Origin of the sequence: Streptomyces sp. C1-1 (assembly GCF_050214755.1) — a bacterium.
GTDB lineage: Bacteria > Actinomycetota > Actinomycetes > Streptomycetales > Streptomycetaceae > Streptomyces.
Genome location: NZ_CP189826.1, coordinates 8,698,452 through 8,716,314, shown reverse-complemented (window position 1 = coordinate 8,716,314; position 17,863 = coordinate 8,698,452). Strand labels below are relative to the sequence as shown.

Genomic DNA, 17,863 nt, shown 5'->3' with positions numbered 1-17,863 from the left:
TAGACGCCGTCACGCCTGGTGGGCGTCAGCCGGGCGAGGTGATCACACGTACTCCCCGGGAAGTACGGCCGGCAGCTCCGCGCGGCGCTCGTCCACGCCGGTGATCAGGCCGGTGCCGGTGAAGTGGGCCGGTGAGGGTGACATGTGCCGGTGCCCGTGCCGGTGCGGGTGAAGTGTGCCGGTGCCGGTGCGGGTGTGCCGGTGCGGATGTGCCGGTGCCGGTGCGGATGTGCCGGTGCCGGTGCGGATGTGCCGGTGCCGGTGCCGGTGCCGGTGCGGATGTGCCGGTGCCGGTGCGGGTGTGCCGGTGCCGGTGCGGGTGTGCCGGTGCCGGTGCGGGTGAAGTGTGCCGGTGCCGGTGAAGCGTGCCCGCATCAGCGCCTCGCGGACGGGCGGTCCGACAGCCCGACGCCCAGCGCGAGTTGGCCCGCGGCATGCCGGAAGAACGCTTCCCGGTCCTCGACGACCCGGTTGAACTGCCCGAACAGTTCGAACCCGACCAGCCCGAACAACTGCGCCCAGGCCGCGACCAGCGCCGCCGCGATCTCGGGCGGCAGGTCGGGAGCGATGTCGGCGGCGAGGCGCTCGGCCTCGGGGCGCAGTTCGGCGGCGAGCGGGGGGAACGTCACGCCCGGACCCTTGATCGCGTCGCGCACGATGCCGATCAGCAGCAGACCCACACGGGAGGCGGCGGGGACGGTGGTCTGCGGCGCGACGTAGCCGGGGACCGGCGAGCCGTAGATCAGGGCGTACTCGTGGGGGTGCGCCAGCGACCAGGCGCGTACGGCTTCGCAGACGGCGACCCAGCGCCGGGTGGGCGTGGCGTCGCAGACGGCTTCGGCCGCCGCCTCGGCCGCGGCGCCCAGGGAGTCGTAGGCGTCGATGATGAGCGCCGTCAGCAGGTCGTCGCGGCTGGGGAAGTACCGGTAGAGGGCGGAGGAGACCATGCCGAGCTCGCGGGCGACGGCCCGCAGCGAGAGCTTGGTCGCGCCCTCCGAGGCGAGCTGTCTGCGGGCCTCGTCCTTGATGGCGGCGGTGACTTCGATCCGGGCCCGGGCGCGGGCACTGTGGGGGGTGCTCATGCCTTGCAGTGTGCCACGAAACCAGAGCAGTGCACACAAACGAGAGCATCGCACAAAAAAGAGAGCAGTGCTCTTGCTTTGGATCGGCGATCTGAGGCAGACTGCTCCTCGTACGGAAAACCGAGAGCACCGCTCACAAAAGAGAGCACCGCTCACGCACCCCATGGGGAGATCATGTCCGCGCACGTCCAGAAGCCCGGCTGGTTCACCGTCAACGTCTTCAACCGCGCGGTCGCCTGGATGACCCGCCGCGGCCTGAGCGTGTGGGGCTCCCGGGTCCTCGCGGTCCGCGGCCGCAAGAGCGGCGAGTGGCGCACCACCCCCGTCAACCTGCTGACCGTGGACGGGCAGCAGTACCTGCTCGCCCCGCGCGGCCACGTCCAGTGGACGCACAACATGCGCGCCGCCGGCGGCGGTGAACTGCGCCTGGGCAAGAACGTGGACGTGTTCACCGCGGTCGAGGTCGCCGACGACGACAAGGTCCCGCTGCTGCGGGCCTACCTCAAGCGCTGGAAGGCCGAGGTCGGGGTCTTCTTCAACGGCGTGGGCCCGGACTCCCCCGACGCCGACCTGCGCCGCATCGCGCCCGACCACCCGGTCTTCCGGATCACCGTCACGAAGTGACCTCGGCGCCCTCACCGCTCGCGGCGCCGCCGGCAGGGCCGGCCGCCGGGCGCCGGTCCAGCGCGCTCAGGGCGCGATGGGCCATCGGGTGGGTGCGCACGAGCTCGCCGAGGGACGTCGAGCCCTGGGTGATCTCCTTGAACGCGTTCCACGCGGGCCTGAGGCCCGTCAGCGCCGCGTGGAACAGACCGGGACGGCGCTCGAACACCGTCAGCATCCGCTTGCCGACGCTCATCTCGACGCCGAGTCCCGCCTTGATCGCGAACGCGTAGTTCAGGGCCTGCCGCCGGGCGTCCACCGCGTCGTGCGCCTCGGCGATCCGCACCGCCCACTCCCCCGCGAGCCTCCCGGAGCGCAGCGCGAAGGAGATGCCCTCGCGGGTCCACGGCTCCAGCAGCCCGGCCGCGTCCCCGCACACCAGCACCCGGCCGCGCGACAGCGGCGAGTCGTCGGCGCGGCAGCGGGTCAGATGGCCGGAGGAGATGCTCGGCTCGAACCCGGCGAGGCCGAGCCGGCCGATGAACTCCTCCAAGTACCGCTTGGTGGCCGCGCCTTCGCCGCGGGCCGAGATCACACCGACCGTGAGCGTGTCCCCCTTGGGGAACACCCAGCCGTAACTGCCGGGCATCGGACCCCAGTCGATGAGGACCCGCCCCTTCCAGTCCTCGGCGACGGTCTCGGGCACCGGGATCTCCGCCTCCAGGCCGAGATCGACCTGGTCGAGCTTGACCCCGACGTGGGCTCCTATCCGGCTCGCGCTGCCGTCGGCGCCGACCACGGCCCGGGCGAGCAGCGTCTCGCCGCCCTGCAGGACCACGGCGACCGTGCGCCGGTCGGGCACCGCCGAGCCGTGCTGCTCGACGCGCTGGACCGTGACGCCCGTGCGCAGCTCGGCGCCCGCCTTCTGCGCGTGCTCGACGAGCTGCTGGTCGAAGTCGGGCCGGTTGATCAGCCCGAAGAGCATCTGCCGGGAGCGGCGGGTGCGGGTGAAGCGGCCGTTGTTGGAGAAGGTGACCGCGTGCACCCGGTCCCGCAGCGGCAGCTCGAAGCCGGGGGGCAGGCTGTCGCGCGAGGGGCCGATGATGCCGCCGCCGCACGTCTTGTAGCGCGGCAGCTCGGCCTTCTCCAGCAACAGCACACGCCGTCCCGCCACCGCGGCCGCGTAGGCGGCCGAGGCCCCCGCGGGTCCCGCGCCCACCACGACGACGTCCCACACCCGCTGCACGTCGTCCGCCGAAGAGTTCTCGCTGCTCACGATGGTCTACTGCTCCCGATCAAGCCGCTGCCGCACCTGTCCACCGCATCCTACGGCGGACGTCGTCGCAGGCCACTGTGGGAGGATCCCGATATCCACCTGTACAACGTCGCACCCACGAGGAGCGTGCCCATGTCGTCGAATCCGGTCGCCGAGACCGTCGCCTCGCTCATGCCGAGGGCGCGGGACGAGCTCGCCGAACTGGTGGCCTTCAGGTCGGTGGCGGACTTCGACCAGTTCCCCAGGAGCGAGAGCGAGGGCGCCGCGCGCTGGGTCGCCGACGCGCTGACCGCCGAGGGCTTCCAGGACGTGGCCCTGCTGGACACCCCGGACGGCACCCAGTCCGTCTACGGCCACCTGCCCGGACCCGAGGGCGCCAAGACCGTCCTGCTCTACGCCCACTACGACGTGCAGCCCCCGCTGGACGAGGCCGGCTGGGCCACCCCGCCCTTCGAGCTGACCGAGCGCGACGGCCGCTGGTACGGGCGCGGGGCCGCCGACTGCAAGGGCGGTGTGATCATGCACCTGCTCGCGCTGCGCGCCCTGAAGGCCGACGGCGGCGTCCCGGTCCACGTGAAGGTCATCGCCGAGGGCTCGGAGGAGCAGGGCACGGGCGGTCTGGAGCGGTACGCCGAGGAGCACCCCGACCTCCTGGCCGCCGACACCATCGTCATCGGCGACACGGGCAACTTCCGCGTCGGCCTGCCGACGGTCACCTCCACCCTGCGCGGCATGACGATGCTCCGCGTCCGCGTCGACACCCTCGAAGGCAATCTGCACTCGGGCCAGTTCGGCGGCGCCGCCCCGGACGCGCTGGCCGCGCTGATCCGCGTACTGGACTCGCTGCGCGCGGAGGACGGCTCGACCACGGTCGACGGGCTGACCGCAAAGGGCCCCTGGGAGGGTCTGCAGTACGACGAGGAGCAGTTCCGCGAGGACGCCAAGGTGCTGGACGGCGTGCGGCTGATCGGCTCGGGCACGGTCGCCGACCGCATCTGGGCGCGGCCGGCCGTGACCGTGCTCGGCATCGACTGCCCGCCGGTCGTCGGCGCCACCCCGTCCGTGCAGGCGAGCGCCCGCGCGCTGGTCAGCCTGCGGGTGCCGCCGGGCGTGGACGCGGCCGAGGCGACCAAGCTGCTGCAGGCCCACCTGGAGACGCACACCCCGTGGGGCGCCCGGGTGGCCGTGGAGCAGATCGGTCAGGGCCAGGCTTTCAGCGCCGACACCACCAGCCCGGCGTACACGGCGATGGCGGAGGCGATGGCGGTCGCCTACCCCGGCCAGGAGATGCAGTACGCCGGCCAGGGCGGCTCCATACCGCTGTGCAACACGCTCGCCACGCTCTACCCGGAGGCGGAGATCCTGCTGATCGGCCTGAGCGAGCCGGAGGCGCAGATCCACGCGGTCAACGAGAGCGTCTCGCCCGAGGAACTGGAGCGGCTGTCGGTGACCGAGGCCCTGTTCCTGCGCAACTACGCGGCGAGCTGAGCCGCTCTGCCGTCGGCAGAGGGCCCTCGCCTTCGGACGGGGGCCCTCCTACGGTCGTCCGCATGGACGTCGTAGAGCTGCTGCCGCGGCTGTATCTCCTGCGTTTCCCCGTGGGCCAGGCCTATCTGTGGCGTGACGGCGACGAGTTGACGCTCGTCGACGCGGGCCCGGGAGGCTCGGGGGCCGCCGTCGCGGCCGTCGCCGAGCCGCTGGGCACGATCCGCCGCATCGTGCTCACGCACTTCCACGAGGACCATGTGGGCGGCGCGGGCGAGCTCGCCGCGCTGACCGGCGCCGAGGTACTGGCCCACCACCTGGACGCCCCCGCGATCCGAGGTGAGGTCCCGGGCCCGCAACCGGTGCTCGAGGACTGGGAGCTGCCGATCCACGCGGAGGCCGCCCGGCACCTCCCCGGGACTCCCTTCGTCCGCCCCTCGCGGATCACCGAGGTCGCCGACGGTGACGTCCTCGGCTTCGGCGACGGTGCCCACGTCCTGCACTCCCCCGGCCACACGCACGGCAGCATCGCCGTCCATCTGCCGTGCGAGCGGGTGCTGTTCACGGGTGACAGCGTGGCGGCGTCCCCGGTCGACGGCGGTGTGATGCCGGGGGTGTTCAACCTGGACCGGCCCCGGTTGCTCGCCTCGCTGCGCCGACTGGCCGCGCTCGACTGCGACGTGGCGTGCTTGGGACACGGCGATCCGGTCGTCGGCCACGCCGGCACGGTCCTTCGCCGAACGGCGGACAGGCACCCGGTCCGACCCTGACCATGGAGGTCATGTCCTCCGTCACCCGCATCGCCCGCCACACCGAACTCGCCACCGAGCTGGCCCTGTTGGGTGACGGCGAGCTGGGCGAGCTGCTGGCGGCCGGGACGCCCGCGGGCGTCGGCATCGGCGGGCGCTGCACTCTGGTCGAGGTGGCGGGCACCCTCGTCTTCGTCAAGCGGGTGCCGCTCACGGACATCGAGTCGCTGCCGGCGAACGCCCGCTCCACGGCGAACGTCTTCGACCTGCCGGCCGCCTGCCACTACGGCACCGGACGCAGCCCGGGCTTCGGTGCCTGGCGCGAGCTGGCCACGCACACGATGACGACGAACTGGGTGCTGTCCGGCGCCTTCCCCGGCTTTCCGCTGCTGCACCACTGGCGGGTGCTGCCGGACGACGTCCGGCAGCTGCCGGAGGAACTGGCCGATGTGGACGCCACGGTGGCGTACTGGGGCGGCGCCCCGCAGGTGCGTGCTCGGCTGGAGGCCCTGCGGACGGCGTCCGCGAGCCTGACGCTCTTCCTGGAGTACTTCCCGCACACTCTCCACGACTGGCTCGACACCCAGGTCCGCACCGACGACTCGGACCGGATCTGCACGCGGGTGGACGACTGGCTGAGCACGCTCACCGGCTTCCTCCGGCACCGCCGGCTCCTCCACTTCGACGTCCACTTCCAGAACGTCCTCACCGACGGCGCCGACTTCTTCCTCGCCGACTACGGGCTCGCGTTCAGCCCCCGCTTCCACCTCTCCCGGCCGGAGCACGCCTTCTTCGACCGGCACCGCGACTACGACCTCTTCCACGGCCGCGCCCACCTGGTGAACTGGCTCGTCACCGCCCTCTACGGATACGACAGGCTGGAGCGGGAGGCCTTCGTGCGCGCCTGCGCGGTCGGAGCCCGTGCCGACGGCGCCCCGAAGGCCGCCGCCGCGATCATCTCCCGGGACGCGCCGCTCACCGCCGTCCTCAACGGCTTCCTCGGCCGCCTGCGCCAGGAGGGCAGGCGGACGGCGTACCCGTACGAGGAACTACGGCTCGCCCACGACGGCTCCACGCACTCCGGGTGACCGGAACGCGGTGAACGGATCAGTGCGTCAACCGAGCGGGATACCGGCCTCGAGGTAGAGCGCCGCGTCGCGCTCCCGCGCCCGCAGGGCCCAGCGCAGCCGCTCGTAGCGGATCGGCGGCAGCAGGTCGGCGGCCTCCTGCTCGCTGACGAAGCGCCAGTCGCGCAGCTCGGGCCCCGGCAGCAGCAGCCGCTCCGCCTCGGTGGAGTCGAGGCGGCCGCCGTCGAACAGCAGCCGCAGCCCGCCGAAGCCGGGCGGCGCGGGCGCCTCCCAGTCGACGACCAGCAGCCGCGGTACGTCGTCCAGGTGGATGCCGGTCTCCTCGGCGACCTCGCGCATGCCGGCGCGGGCGGGCGCCTCGCCCGGTTCCACGACGCCGCCGGGGAACTCCCAGCCGGCCTTGTAGGTGGGGTCGACGAGGAGGACACGGTCCTGTTCGTCGAAGAGCAGTACACCTGCCGCGAGCGTCTCGGCGGTCGGCTCGGGTGTCTGCACTATGTCGCACACCGCCACCTCCCCCCTGCCCACGGCCTCCGCTATGCGGACCGCGGCCTCGTACGGGGTGAGAGCGCTGGTGTCGACGGGATGGGCGTCGGCGGTGAGCCAGCCGGCCAGAGCACTGCGGTACGGCTCGATGTGGTCGTAGGACCACTGCCGTATCCGCATCTCGCCGTCGGGGAGGTCGGGCGGGACCTCCCGGCCGGCTATGCGCTCCCGCAGGATCGTTTCCGCCGGGGCGAGGAGCACATGCCTCACCGTGATGCGGCGGGCGGCGAGCCCGCCGAAGATCTCGTCGCGGTACTCCTGGCGCAGCAGGGTCATGGGGACCACGAGCGTCCCGCCGAGCTCCGCGAGCATGGCGGCCGCCGTGTCGATCACCAGGCGCCGCCAGATCGGCAGGTCCTGGTAGTCGCCGACCTCGGCGAGGTGCTTGGCAGGGAGCAGGTGTGCCAGCGCTCCGCCGACGACCTCGGGGTCGAAGAGCGTGCTGTTCGGGATCAGTTCGATCAGTTCCCGTGCGGTGGTCGTCTTCCCCGCACCGAACGCGCCGTTGATCCAGACGACGGTCACAGGTCCCCCTCTTCTGTTGGCCCCCTGAGGCTTGCCCGCTCCACCCTGCCACGGAAACCAGCCCCAGTTGAGGGCGCACACGGAGCGGCGCCGGTGCTCCCCGGACAGGGGCACCGGCGCCGTGCCGACGGGGCCCTACCCGAGGGTCTTGTCGGCGTCGGAGAGGCTGCCCTTGCCGACGGTGTCGGTGACCGTGCCGACGGTGTCGTCGACGCTGAGGTCGCCGAGCACGGGGTGATCGCCGAGGACGTGGTGGTCTCCGGTGTGCGTGGGGCTGATCGCCGCGACGACGAACCCGGCGGCGAGGGAGGCGATGGCCATCATGCTGCGCTTCTTCATGCCCTGATCAACTGCCGGACCCGGTCCGGGGTCACGCATCCGGCAGGCGGCTTCGGCGGGACATCCGATGACCCTCACCTCTTGGATTGGACCAATGAAGCAATCCCACACGACCGCTCCTCTTCCAACACGGTCCGACACGTCCTACCGTAAACGCGCACCGATGACGGGGACATGGCGTCATCCCACCTTTGTGTGTTCGGAGGAACGTAACGATGCGTCACCCGCACACCCGCACATACCGCCGGAGAATGGTCGGAGCGCTCACCGCAGGGCTGCTGTGCACCGCCGGACTCGCCGCACCGGCCGTCGCCGCACCCGCCGCGGCGCCCGCCACCGAGCCCGCCGCGCCCGCACTCGCCGACGGTCTCGCCCTCACCCCTCCGATGGGGTTCAACAACTGGAACTCCACCCACTGCCGTGCCGAGTTCAACGAGTCCATGGTCAAGGGAATCGCGGACCTGTTCGTCGAGAAGGGACTCAAGGACGCGGGCTACCGGTACGTCAACCTCGACGACTGCTGGGCCCTGCCGAACCGTGACGCGGACGGCCGGCTCGTCCCGGATCCGGCCCGTTTCCCGAACGGGATCAAGGCCGTAGCGGACTACGTGCACTCCAAGGGCCTCAAGCTCGGCATCTACACCAGCGCGGGCACCAAGACGTGCAACAGCGCCGGCTTCCCGGGCGCGCTCGGACACGAGTACAGCGACGCGCGGCAGTTCGCCGACTGGGGCGTGGACTACGTCAAGTACGACAACTGCAACAACCAAGGCGTGGATGCCAAGTTGCGCTACACCACCATGCGCGACGCCCTCAAGGCGACCGGGCGGCCGATCGTCTACAGCATCTGCGAGTGGGGCGAGAACAAACCGTGGGAATGGGCCGCCGACGTGGGTCACCTGTGGCGCACCACGGGCGACATCAGTGACAACTGGGGCTCGATGCTGGGCATTCTGAAGCAGAACCTGCCGCTCGCCCCGTACGCCGGTCCCGGGCACTGGAACGACCCCGACATGCTGGAGGTGGGCAACGGCGGCATGACCGACACCGAATACCGCAGCCACTTCTCCATGTGGTCGGTCATGGCCGCCCCGCTGCTCATCGGTTCGGACCTGCGCAAGGCCACCCCGGCGACCTTCGACATCCTCGACAACAAGGAGGTCATCGCCGTCGACCAGGACCCATTGGGCAAGCAGGGGACGGTCGTCTCCTCGGCGGGCGGCCGCTGGGTCGTGGCCAAGGAGATGAAGGACGGCAGCCGCGCGGTGGCCCTCTTCAACGAGAACGGCACCGCCCAGCACATCTCCACCACCGCACAGGCCGTCGGCCTGCCCGGCACCCGCGCCTACACCCTGCGCGACCTGTGGCGGCACAGCAGCTACAACACCGCGAGCACGATCTCGGCGACCGTCCCGGCGCACGGCACGGTGCTGCTGCGCGTCTCGGCCGACCGCGCCTGGGCCACGCACCCGCCGGCCGTCGAACTGGGCCTGACCGGCAGCCCGTTGGTCGAGGCGGGCACGCCCGCCACGCTCACCTCCGTGGCCACCGACTGGGGCCGCACGCCGGCCACCCGGGTCTCGGTCTCACTGACCGGACCCGACGGATGGGCGCTCCGGGCGGCCTCCCGCACGACCGCCGCCGTACTGCCCACCGGCCGCTCCCTGAGCACCAGGTGGTCGGTCACCGCTCCGCAGGGGACGCCGACGGGCTCGTACGACCTGACACTCAGGGCGAGTTACCGCTCGCCGACCGGTCTGCGCGCCCAAGAGGTCCTGCCGCTGACCGTGTCCGTCGTCGTTCCGCCGCCCTCCGGAACCTCCGGGCTCGGCGACCTGCCGTGGCTGTCGGCCACCAACGGCTACGGGCCGGTCGAGCGCAACACCAGCAACGGGGAGAGCGCCGCGGGCGACGGCCATCCGATCACCATCGGCGGGGTGGTGTACGCCAAGGGCCTCGGCGTCCACGCGGAGAGCGCGGTCGAGTACTACACCGGCAAGGCCTGCGAGACGGTCACCGCGGACGTCGGGGTCGACGACGAGAAGGGTGCCAACGGCACCGTCGCCTTCGAGATCTGGGCCGACGGTACGAAGGTCGCCTCGACCGGCGTACTGACCAACGCGATGCCCGCCCAGCCCCTCACCGCGGACGTGACCGGCGCCCAGGTGGTCCGGCTCGTCGTCACCGACGGTGGGGACGGCATCGACTCGGACCACGCCGACTGGGCGAACGCGCAGGTGAGCTGCTGACACCGGAAGAGCAGGCGAGCTGCCGGCACCGGAGAGGGGGCCGGCAGCTCGCCTGAAACGTTCCTGCCGCCCACGCCCCGGCAGCGGCTCAGACCGCGGCCGCGTCCGCCCGCTTGGCGAGCGCGGCCGCGGCCGCTCCCACCAGCCCGGCGTCCGTGCCCATCTGGGCGGGGGTGATCTCCAGGCGCTGCACGAAGGACAGGGTCGCGTAGTCGCCCAGTGCCTTGCGCAGCGGGGTGAACAGGACGTCGCCGGCCTTGCCCACTCCCCCGCCGATCACCGCGATGTCGATCTCGACGAGCGTCGCGGTGGCCGCGATCCCGGCGGCCAGCGCCTGGGCGGCCCGCTCGAACGACGCCACCGCGACGGGGTCGCCGGCGCGTGCGGCGGCGGCCACCGCGGCGGCGGAGGTGTCGCCGTCGGGACCCGGCCGCCAGCCGTTCTCGATCGCCCGGCGGGCGATGTTGGGCCCACTGGCGATGCGCTCCACACAGCCGCGCGAGCCACACGGGCACGGGTCGCCGTCGAGGTCCACGCTGATGTGGCCGATGTGACCGGCGTTCCCGGTGGGTCCTGGGTGCAGCTGGCCGTTCAGGACCAGGCCGCCGCCGACGCCGGTGGAGACCACCATGCACAGCGCGTTGTCGTGGCCGCGGGCGGCGCCCTGCCAGTGCTCGGCGGCCGTGATGGCCACGCCGTCGCCGATCAGCTCGACGGGCAGCCCGCCGGCCGCCTCCTGGACTCTGCGCACGAGCGGGTAGTCGCGCCAGCCCGGCACATTGACCGGGCTGACCGTGCCGGAGGAGGCGTCCACCGGGCCGGCGCTGCCGATACCGAAGGCCGTGGCGCGTCCCCACAGGGGCGAGGCGGTCAGTTCACCGACGACCTCCTCCACGGCGCCCATCACGATGTCGCCGTTCTCCTGCGCGGGCGTCGCGCGCTGCGCGCGGACCAGGATCTGGCCGTGGCCGTCCACCAACGCCCCGGCGATCTTGGTGCCGCCGATGTCGAGCGCGGCCACGAGGTCGGTGTGCATCAGAGTCGGATCTCCCCGTCAAACCATCGAATCCCGGTGGACCAGGGGAACTTACCCCTTCGACCACGGAGATGAGCGGGCCGGTCTCGCGATGGGGGCGCAGGCCGGAGATTGTGGTGGACAGTCTCTCGCGCATATGACAACGTTGTCCAGGCTCTATGCTCGACGCCACATCCTCATACAAAGTCATGGTCCGACGCATCCCCGCGGAAAAGACCCGTCGACGAGACAGGACAGGACAGCGCATCGTGCCCGAGACCGCCCGCCGCACCGACCGATTTTCCGGCACCCGCTACGGCAACCGTCCGACCATGAAGGACGTGGCCGCGCGGGCCGGGGTCGGGCTGAAGACCGTCTCCCGCGTGGTCAACGGCGAACCGGGGGTCACCCCGGAGACCGAGCGCCGAGTCCAGGAGGCCATCGAAGCGCTGGGCTTCCGCCGCAACGACAGCGCGCGCGTCCTGCGCAAGGGCCGCACCGCCAGCATCGGCCTGGTCCTCGAGGACCTGGCCGACCCGTTCTACGGCCCCCTCAGCCGCGCGGTCGAGGAGGTGGCCCGCGCGCACGGCGCCCTGCTGATCAACGGCTCCAGCGCGGAGGACCCGGACCGCGAGCAAGAGCTGGCGCTGGCGCTGTGCGCCCGGCGGGTGGACGGGCTGGTGATCATTCCGGCCGGTGACGACCACCGTTACCTGGAGCCCGAGATCAAGGCGGGCGTGGCCACGGTGTTCGTCGACCGTCCGGCCGGGAGGATCGACGCGGACGTCGTCCTGTCGGACAACTACGGCGGTGCCCGCAGCGGGGTCGCCCACCTGATCGCCCACGGCCACCGCAGGATCGGCTTCATCGGTGACATGCCCCGCATCCACACGGCCGCGGAGCGTCTGCGCGGCTACCGGGCGGCCATGGAGGACGCCGGCATACCGGTCGAGGACTCCTGGATGTCCCTCGGCGTCACGGACCCGGAGCGGGTGCGCCGGGCCGCCGAGGAGATGCTGACCGGCCCCGCCCCCGTCACCGCGATCTTCGCGGGCAACAACCGGGTGACCGTCACCGTGGTCCGTGTCCTCGCCGAGCAGAGTCGCCGGGTGGCCTTCGTCGGCTTCGACGACATCGAGCTCGCGGATCTGCTCCAGCCGGGGGTGACGGTGGTGGCTCAGGACGCGGCGGCGCTCGGCCGGACCGCCGCCGAGCGGCTCTTCCGCCAGCTCGACGGCGAACTGATCGCACCGGAACGCATCGAACTGCCGACCCGCCTGATCACCCGCGGCTCGGGCGAACTGCCACCGGCGGACTGAGCGGCCACCGTGTCCGGCGAGAGGGGACCTCAGGAGCGGCGGGCGCCGGTGACGGGCGGCCGCTCGTTGGTGGCGCTCGGACTGGACTGTGTGCCGCGGGAGGAGCCGCTGCGCTATCCGGGGGCCTGGCCCGCGGAGTCGGGGCTGCTCGACGGGGACCGGCTGCTGCCGCTGGGCCGGCTGGTGCACGAGGACCGCGTCCCCGTCCTGGCGGTCGGTTCCAACGCCTGCCCCGGCCAACTGCGCTACAAGATGGCCGAGTCGGGGATCACCGCGCCCATCCCGATGGTCCGCGCCCGGGTCACCGGCGTCGACGTGGGTGTCTCCGCGCATGTGAGCCGTCCGGGATACGTCTCAGCGTCACCGTTCCAAGCACCCGACGCCGTACGCGAGTTGTTCGTGACCTGGTTCGACGCCGAGCAGCTCGCGGTGATCGACGCCAGTGAGGGCGTACCGCTGCCGCACGGCAACTACCGGCGCGCCTGGCTGCCCGCGCCCGAGGTGCGGATCGAGCTGGAGGACGGTACGCGGCTGCCCGGGGTCCACGTCTACGTCAATCGGCGCGGAGTTCTGCGCAACGGCACGGACACCCCGCGCCGGCACCCCGGCCAGCGACGGCTGCTCACCGAACTCCTCGTCGGATCGGCCCGGTTGAGGGGGTTGTTCGGCGTGACCCCGGAGGAGTTCTGCGCACGGGCCCGCGCCGACGCGTGGCTGCGCGAGCGGGGCGCCCGGGCGTTCGCCGAGGAGAAGCTGGTCACGGCGTCCGGTCTGGAGAGGTTCGTAGGGGATCAGCAGACCGGGAGTCCGGGGACGGGCTCGTCGTTGTCCCCGCCCTTGATGTAGACGTCGCTGACGTAGACGTTCGTGTTCCCGCTGTCGTCGTCCGTCTTCGCCCACCAGACGTTGGTCCACTGCCCGTACGTCTCGCGGCGCCCCAGATTCTGCTGGCAGTAGAAGTAGTTGACGCCCGCGTTCAGGACCCCGGCTTCGGCGCCGGAGGCGGTGTAGGACTTGGCGGTGCGCCAGACGGTGCAGTCGTACCTGCCGCCGCCGGTGGAGGTGCAGGCCGGGGCCGGGGTGGTCGCGGTCCCTCCGCCGGTCGTGCCGCCCGTGGTGCCGCCGCCTCCGGTGGTCCCGCCGCCGGAGGTGCCGCCAGCGCCACCGCCTCCCGTGGTGGTGGTGCCGCCCGAGGATTTCGCGGTGGCGGAGGCCGAGGCGCGGCCCGTGGGCGTGGCCCCGCCCTTCTCGCCGCCGGTGGGCGTCGGCTTCGGGGACTTCTTGTCGCCCTGTTTCGTGGACTTGGTCCCGGCCGAACGGCCGGCGTCGGTGCGGTCGGAGGTGGACGCCGGGGCCGAGGGACCCGCACCGGACGCGGAGGCACCCGCGTGCGCCTTCTCGCCTCCCGAGTTCACCAGGGCGACGGTGCCGCCGGCCGCCGCGAGGACGACGGTGACGGCCGCGGCGGCGAGCAGCACACGGCCCTTGCGGCGCGGGCCGGCGAGGGACGCGATGGGGCCTGTGGGGGCCGACGCCGGGTCCGGTACCGGTGCGAACGGCACGGGCGGGCCGAAGCCGGGCGTCACGGGGGCGGTGTGCGGTACGGACCCGGGGGCCACCGAAGCAGCACCGGACACCACGGCACCAGAACCGGGCACCGGCGCACCCGATCCCGGCACCGGCGCATCCGATGCGGGCACCACCGGATCCGAGCCCGGCACCGCCGCACCCGATCCGGGCACCACCGGATTCGATCCGGGTACCGCCGGATTCGATCCGGGTACCGCCGCACCCGATCCCGGCACCAACGGATTCGAACCCGGCACCGCCGCACCCGATCCCGGCACCGCCGGATTCGAGCCGGGTACCGCCGAGCCGGCTTCCGGTGCCGTGGTACTCGGTCCGGGGGCGGTGTCGTGACGACCGGCCGTGTCGTCGGCGGCAGCGGCAGCCGTGTGCTCAGGCGGTACGGCAGGCCCGGGACCCCGCGGGCCGGCGGCCGCCGCGCCCGGCATGACGAATGCCGTGGGCAGCGGCGGGCCGGCGGGTTCCGTGCGCGTCCTGGGCGCCTCGTCGCCGCGCAGGGTCGTCGTCGGTGTGTCCGTGCCGCCCGCGTCCGCCACGGCCTGCAGCAGCGCGCGGGCCTGCTCGGCCTCCGGGCGGGCGTCGGGCCGCTTGTCGAGCAACTGCCGGAGGACGGCGGTGAGCGGGCCGGCGCGCTCGGGCTCGGGAAGCGGTTCGGTGACGATCGCGGTGAGCGTGGAGTACGTCGAGGTGCGGCGGAAGGGCGAGGAACCCTCGACGGCCGCGTACAGCGTGGCGCCCAGGGCCCAGACGTCGGAGGCGGCGCTCGCGTCGGCGCCCTGGGCCCGCTCGGGTGCCAGGTAGTCCAGGGAGCCGACGAGGGCACCGCTGCGGGTCAGGTGGGTGGCGGCGCCGTCGCCCGGGTCGTCCATGGCCGCGATGCCGAAGTCCGTCAGGACGACGCGTCCGGACCGTTCGAGGAGGATGTTGCCGGGCTTGACGTCCCGGTGCAGGACGCCGGCCCGGTGGGCCGCCGCGAGCGCGTCCATCACCTGGGCGCCGATACCGGCGGCCTCGACCGGGTCGAGGGAGCCGCGCTCGCGCAGCACCTGTTCCAGGGAGGGCCCGTCGACGAGCTCCATGACGATCAGCGGACGGCCGTCGACCTCGGTCACGTCGTGCACGGCGACGACGCCGGGATGCCGCACCCGGGCGGCCGCGCGGGCCTCGCGCTGCATCCGTACCCGCAGATCGGCGAGTTCGGGCCCGTCGGCGTCGGTGTAGGTGCGCAGCTCCTTGACGGCGACCTCACGGCCCAGCACCTCGTCGACGGCTCTCCAGACGACGCCCATGCCGCCCCGGCCGAGCTGTGCGAGGACGCGATAGCGCCCCGCCAGCAGGCGGCCCGTCCCGTCGGCCCGGTTGTTCCCGCCTGAGGTCTCCCCCGAAGACACCGCACGCCCCGTTCCTGTGACCCGTCAATGCGTGGCGTACAGACTACGGGGCGGAGGTGACGGCGTCGGCCGACGGTAACTGCTGTGACGCGCCTGCTACTTGGCGGACACGGTCAGGTCGCCGCGCCGGGGCACCGCGAAGCCCTCCAGATCGGCCCGGGTGAGGCCGGTGAGGCGGGCCACCTCGGCGATGTCCAGGGCACCGCAGTCCAGGCCGCGCAGCAGGTAACCGCTCAGGGCCTTGGCGGTGGCGGGCTCGTCCATGACGTCGCCGCCGGCCCGGTTGGCGTAGCGGGCGAGCCGGGCGGCGGCCTGTTCGAAGCCCTCGCGGTAGAAGGCGAAGACGGCGGCGTAGCGGGTGGGGATGTGGCCGGGGTGCATGTCCCAGCCCTGGTAGTAGGCGCGGGCGAGCGCCCGCCGGGTCAGTCCGTAGTGCAGGCGCCAGGCGTCGTGCACCTTCCGCGTCGGCCCCACGGGCAGCACGTTGGTCGAGCCGTCCGACACCCGGACCCCCGTCCCGGCCGCCGCGACCTGCATGATCGCCTTGGCGTGGTCGGCGGCCGGGTGGTCGCTTGCCTGGTAGGCGGCGGAGACGCCGAGGCAGGCGCTGTAGTCGAAGGTGCCGTAGTGCAGTCCGGTGGCCCGTCCCTCGGCGGCCTGGATCATGCGGGCGACGGTGGCGGTGCCGTCGGTGGCGAGGATGGACTGGCTGGTCTCGATCTGGATCTCGAAGCCGATCCGGCCGGCGTCCAGGCCGTGGGCCTTCTCGAAGGCCTCCAGGAGCCGGGCGAAGGCACTCACCTGCTCGGCGTACGTCACCTTCGGCAGGGTCAGCACCAGCCCGTCGGGCAGGCCGCCGGCCCGCGTCAGGCCGGTGAGGAAGACGTCGAGGGTGCGGATGCCCCGGTCGCGCACCGGCGCTTCCATGCACTTCATGCGGATGCCCATGTACGGGGCCGCCGTGCCGTTCTCGTACGCCTCGGCGATCAGCCGGGCCGCGCGGGCCGCCGTCTCGTCCTCCTCGGCGTCCGGGCGCGGGCCGTAGCCGTCCTCGAAGTCGACGCGCAGGTCCTCGACGGGCTCGCGCTCCAGTTTCGCGCGCACGCGCGTGTAGACGGGCTCGGCGAGGTCGTCGGCCAGGCCGAGGACGGCGGCGAAGGAGGCGGCGTCCGGGGCGTGTTCGTCGAGGGCGGCGAGGGCCCGGTCGCCCCAGGAGCGGATGGTGTCGGCGGCGAAGACGTCACCGGGGACGTAGACGGTGTGGACGGGCTGACGGGTGCCGGGGTCGCCGGGGTAGCGGCGCTGCAGTTCGGCGTCGACCGGGGCGAGGGAGGCGCTGATCTCCTCGCTGACGGCGCCCGCGAGGCTCGTCGCCACGGTCTCCTGCTGGCCCTGACCCATCCCACACCCTCCAGTTTTCCGCTCTACGGAATCAACAATCCGTAGAATGAAGGTATCTGTGCCCGGTCCGCCCGGTCAACACCGTGTCCACGGGCCGACCATGCGATGACCTCGGCATGTTCACTCCCCGCCGACACCCGGGTATCACACAGCTCGACGCACAACTCCCCCCACGCGAGACTCGTCCGGCCCGTGCGACCGAAGGAGCCCCCGTGCCCGAACAGCGCCGAGTCACCCGCCGTCTGGGCCTACGGGCCCTGTTCGCCGCGGCGGTCACCGCGCCCCTCTCCGGCGCCGCCGCGATCTCCCCCTCCTCCGCCTCCTCGTTACCGCTGCGGGCACGGGTCCGCCGTGCCCCGGCGCGCGGGCGCCAGGGCCCTCGTCTGCAGGTGATGACCTTCAACCTGCGTTTCGCGAGCGCCAAGGAGCCCCACAGCTGGAGCGACCGCAGACCCGTGATGCGCGAGCTGCTGCGCCGCGCGCGTCCCCATGTCGTCGGCACCCAGGAGGGCCTGTACCAGCAGCTGCGGGACATCGAATCCGACCTGGGCGCGCACTACGACTGGATCGGCACCGGCCGTGAGGGCGGCAGCCGCGACGAGTCCACGGCGATCTACTACGACAACCGGCGGCTGGCCCCTGTCGAGCACTACACCTACTGGCTCTCCGACACTCCGGAGACCATCGCGTCCAACACCTGGGGCGCCGCCTTCCCGCGCGTCGTCACGTGGATCAGATTTCGCGATCTCGCCGACGGCGGGCGGGAGTTCTACGTCTGCAACACCCACTTCGACCACGCGAGCCAGTACGCACGCGAACGCAGCGCCGATCTCATGACCGAGCGGATCGCCGCGCTCCGGTACCCGCTGCCGGTCGTGGTGACCGGCGACTTCAACGCCGCCGCGCACAAGAACCCCGCCTACGACAGGATGATGTCCACGGGTCTGGTGGACGCCTGGGACGCGGCGGCCGAGCGCGGCCCGCTGTACGCGACCTTTCACGGCTACCAGGGGCTGAAACCGGACGGCGACCGTATCGACTGGATCCTCACCACGGCCGGGGTGACCGTGCACCGCGCGGTGATCGACACCTTCTCCGCGCACGGCCGGTACGCCAGCGACCACCTTCCGGTGCGGGTCTGGCTGAGCCTGGGATGAGACGAGGCCCCCGCGACCGTTCATGCGGTCGCGGGGGCCTCGTTCGGCAGG

The 17,863-nt window shown here is 72.5% G+C and carries 16 protein-coding genes; 8 read left to right on the top strand and 8 right to left on the bottom strand.

Going from position 1 to position 17,863, the window contains the following annotated elements:
• Positions 1-42 precede the first annotated feature (42 nt).
• Entirely contained in the window at positions 43-375 is a 333-nt protein-coding gene (locus ACQF4J_RS39610) for a hypothetical protein (RefSeq protein ID WP_427167949.1), read from the bottom strand.
• Positions 375-1,082 (bottom strand): TetR/AcrR family transcriptional regulator, encoded by a 708-nt coding sequence (locus ACQF4J_RS39605; RefSeq protein ID WP_351581817.1) that lies wholly within the window; start codon positions 1,080-1,082, stop codon positions 375-377. The genes ACQF4J_RS39610 and ACQF4J_RS39605 overlap by 1 nt, the downstream gene beginning before the upstream one ends.
• Before the next feature lie 174 nt (positions 1,083-1,256).
• On the opposite strand from ACQF4J_RS39605, the gene ACQF4J_RS39600 reads away from it, so the two are divergent.
• A complete protein-coding gene (locus ACQF4J_RS39600; protein ID WP_200700560.1) occupies positions 1,257-1,706 on the top strand; it encodes a nitroreductase family deazaflavin-dependent oxidoreductase in 450 nt (149 codons plus the stop codon).
• Here ACQF4J_RS39600 and ACQF4J_RS39595 read toward each other — a convergent pair.
• Entirely contained in the window at positions 1,696-2,961 is a 1,266-nt protein-coding gene (locus ACQF4J_RS39595; RefSeq protein ID WP_351581821.1) for a geranylgeranyl reductase family protein, read from the bottom strand. The genes ACQF4J_RS39600 and ACQF4J_RS39595 overlap by 11 nt on opposite strands.
• Before the next feature lie 132 nt (positions 2,962-3,093).
• Here ACQF4J_RS39595 and ACQF4J_RS39590 point away from each other — a divergent pair, with 132 nt between their 5' ends.
• From ACQF4J_RS39590 to ACQF4J_RS39580, 3 genes are all read left to right on the top strand, one after another.
• On the top strand, positions 3,094-4,449 hold the full coding sequence (locus tag ACQF4J_RS39590) for a dipeptidase (RefSeq protein ID WP_351581824.1): 1,356 nt from the start codon (positions 3,094-3,096) through the stop codon (positions 4,447-4,449).
• A 62-nt stretch (positions 4,450-4,511) separates the two neighbouring features.
• Complete coding sequence (locus ACQF4J_RS39585) at positions 4,512-5,216, top strand: MBL fold metallo-hydrolase (protein WP_351581826.1); 705 nt, start codon at positions 4,512-4,514, stop codon at positions 5,214-5,216.
• A gap of 11 nt (positions 5,217-5,227) precedes the next feature.
• Positions 5,228-6,283: a protein kinase family protein gene (locus tag ACQF4J_RS39580; protein WP_351581828.1), complete on the top strand. Its 1,056-nt coding sequence runs from the start codon at positions 5,228-5,230 to the stop codon at positions 6,281-6,283.
• Between the two features lie 27 nt (positions 6,284-6,310).
• Here ACQF4J_RS39580 and ACQF4J_RS39575 read toward each other — a convergent pair whose 3' ends face one another.
• Both ACQF4J_RS39575 and ACQF4J_RS39570 read right to left on the bottom strand, forming a co-directional pair.
• Complete coding sequence (locus tag ACQF4J_RS39575; protein ID WP_351581830.1) at positions 6,311-7,354, bottom strand: NUDIX hydrolase; 1,044 nt, start codon at positions 7,352-7,354, stop codon at positions 6,311-6,313.
• A gap of 135 nt (positions 7,355-7,489) precedes the next feature.
• A complete protein-coding gene (locus ACQF4J_RS39570) occupies positions 7,490-7,693 on the bottom strand; it encodes a hypothetical protein (RefSeq protein ID WP_351581832.1) in 204 nt (67 codons plus the stop codon).
• 251 nt (positions 7,694-7,944) lie between these two features.
• Here ACQF4J_RS39570 and ACQF4J_RS39565 point away from each other — a divergent pair, with 251 nt between their 5' ends.
• Positions 7,945-9,942: an NPCBM/NEW2 domain-containing protein gene (locus tag ACQF4J_RS39565; protein WP_351581833.1), complete on the top strand. Its 1,998-nt coding sequence runs from the start codon at positions 7,945-7,947 to the stop codon at positions 9,940-9,942.
• Positions 9,943-10,030: 88 nt separating this feature from the next.
• Here the strand turns inward: ACQF4J_RS39565 and ACQF4J_RS39560 are convergent, their stop codons facing one another.
• Positions 10,031-10,978 (bottom strand): ROK family protein, encoded by a 948-nt coding sequence (locus tag ACQF4J_RS39560; RefSeq protein WP_427167945.1) that lies wholly within the window; start codon positions 10,976-10,978, stop codon positions 10,031-10,033.
• A gap of 248 nt (positions 10,979-11,226) precedes the next feature.
• Here ACQF4J_RS39560 and ACQF4J_RS39555 point away from each other — a divergent pair, with 248 nt between their 5' ends.
• A complete protein-coding gene (locus ACQF4J_RS39555; protein WP_351584873.1) occupies positions 11,227-12,276 on the top strand; it encodes a LacI family DNA-binding transcriptional regulator in 1,050 nt (349 codons plus the stop codon).
• 9 nt (positions 12,277-12,285) lie between these two features.
• Positions 12,286-13,122: a hypothetical protein gene (locus ACQF4J_RS39550; RefSeq protein WP_427167943.1), complete on the top strand. Its 837-nt coding sequence runs from the start codon at positions 12,286-12,288 to the stop codon at positions 13,120-13,122.
• Here the strand turns inward: ACQF4J_RS39550 and ACQF4J_RS39545 are convergent.
• Together ACQF4J_RS39545 and ACQF4J_RS39540 are read right to left on the bottom strand one after the other, a co-directional pair.
• Positions 13,068-15,254: a protein kinase domain-containing protein gene (locus tag ACQF4J_RS39545; RefSeq protein WP_427167941.1), complete on the bottom strand. Its 2,187-nt coding sequence runs from the start codon at positions 15,252-15,254 to the stop codon at positions 13,068-13,070. The genes ACQF4J_RS39550 and ACQF4J_RS39545 overlap by 55 nt on opposite strands.
• Positions 15,255-15,350: 96 nt before the next feature.
• Positions 15,351-16,655, bottom strand: coding sequence for a DUF6986 family protein (locus ACQF4J_RS39540; protein WP_351584879.1), 1,305 nt, complete (start codon positions 16,653-16,655; stop codon positions 15,351-15,353).
• Positions 16,656-16,867: 212 nt separating this feature from the next.
• Between ACQF4J_RS39540 and ACQF4J_RS39535 the strand changes: the two genes are divergently transcribed.
• Positions 16,868-17,812, top strand: a complete 945-nt coding sequence (locus tag ACQF4J_RS39535) for an endonuclease/exonuclease/phosphatase family protein (RefSeq protein WP_427167939.1) — start codon at positions 16,868-16,870, stop codon at positions 17,810-17,812.
• Positions 17,813-17,863: the final 51 nt, after the last annotated feature.

Coding starts and splice junctions, on each gene's coding strand:
- ACQF4J_RS39610 (WP_427167949.1), bottom strand. CDS start 375: ATGCGGGCACGCTTCACCGGCACCGGCACACTTCACCCGCACCGGCAC.
- ACQF4J_RS39605 (WP_351581817.1), bottom strand. CDS start 1,082: ATGAGCACCCCCCACAGTGCCCGCGCCCGGGCCCGGATCGAAGTCACC.
- ACQF4J_RS39600 (WP_200700560.1), top strand. CDS start 1,257: ATGTCCGCGCACGTCCAGAAGCCCGGCTGGTTCACCGTCAACGTCTTC.
- ACQF4J_RS39590 (WP_351581824.1), top strand. CDS start 3,094: ATGTCGTCGAATCCGGTCGCCGAGACCGTCGCCTCGCTCATGCCGAGG.
- ACQF4J_RS39585 (WP_351581826.1), top strand. CDS start 4,512: ATGGACGTCGTAGAGCTGCTGCCGCGGCTGTATCTCCTGCGTTTCCCC.
- ACQF4J_RS39580 (WP_351581828.1), top strand. CDS start 5,228: ATGTCCTCCGTCACCCGCATCGCCCGCCACACCGAACTCGCCACCGAG.
- ACQF4J_RS39570 (WP_351581832.1), bottom strand. CDS start 7,693: ATGAAGAAGCGCAGCATGATGGCCATCGCCTCCCTCGCCGCCGGGTTC.
- ACQF4J_RS39565 (WP_351581833.1), top strand. CDS start 7,945: ATGGTCGGAGCGCTCACCGCAGGGCTGCTGTGCACCGCCGGACTCGCC.
- ACQF4J_RS39560 (WP_427167945.1), bottom strand. CDS start 10,978: ATGCACACCGACCTCGTGGCCGCGCTCGACATCGGCGGCACCAAGATC.
- ACQF4J_RS39540 (WP_351584879.1), bottom strand. CDS start 16,655: ATGGGTCAGGGCCAGCAGGAGACCGTGGCGACGAGCCTCGCGGGCGCC.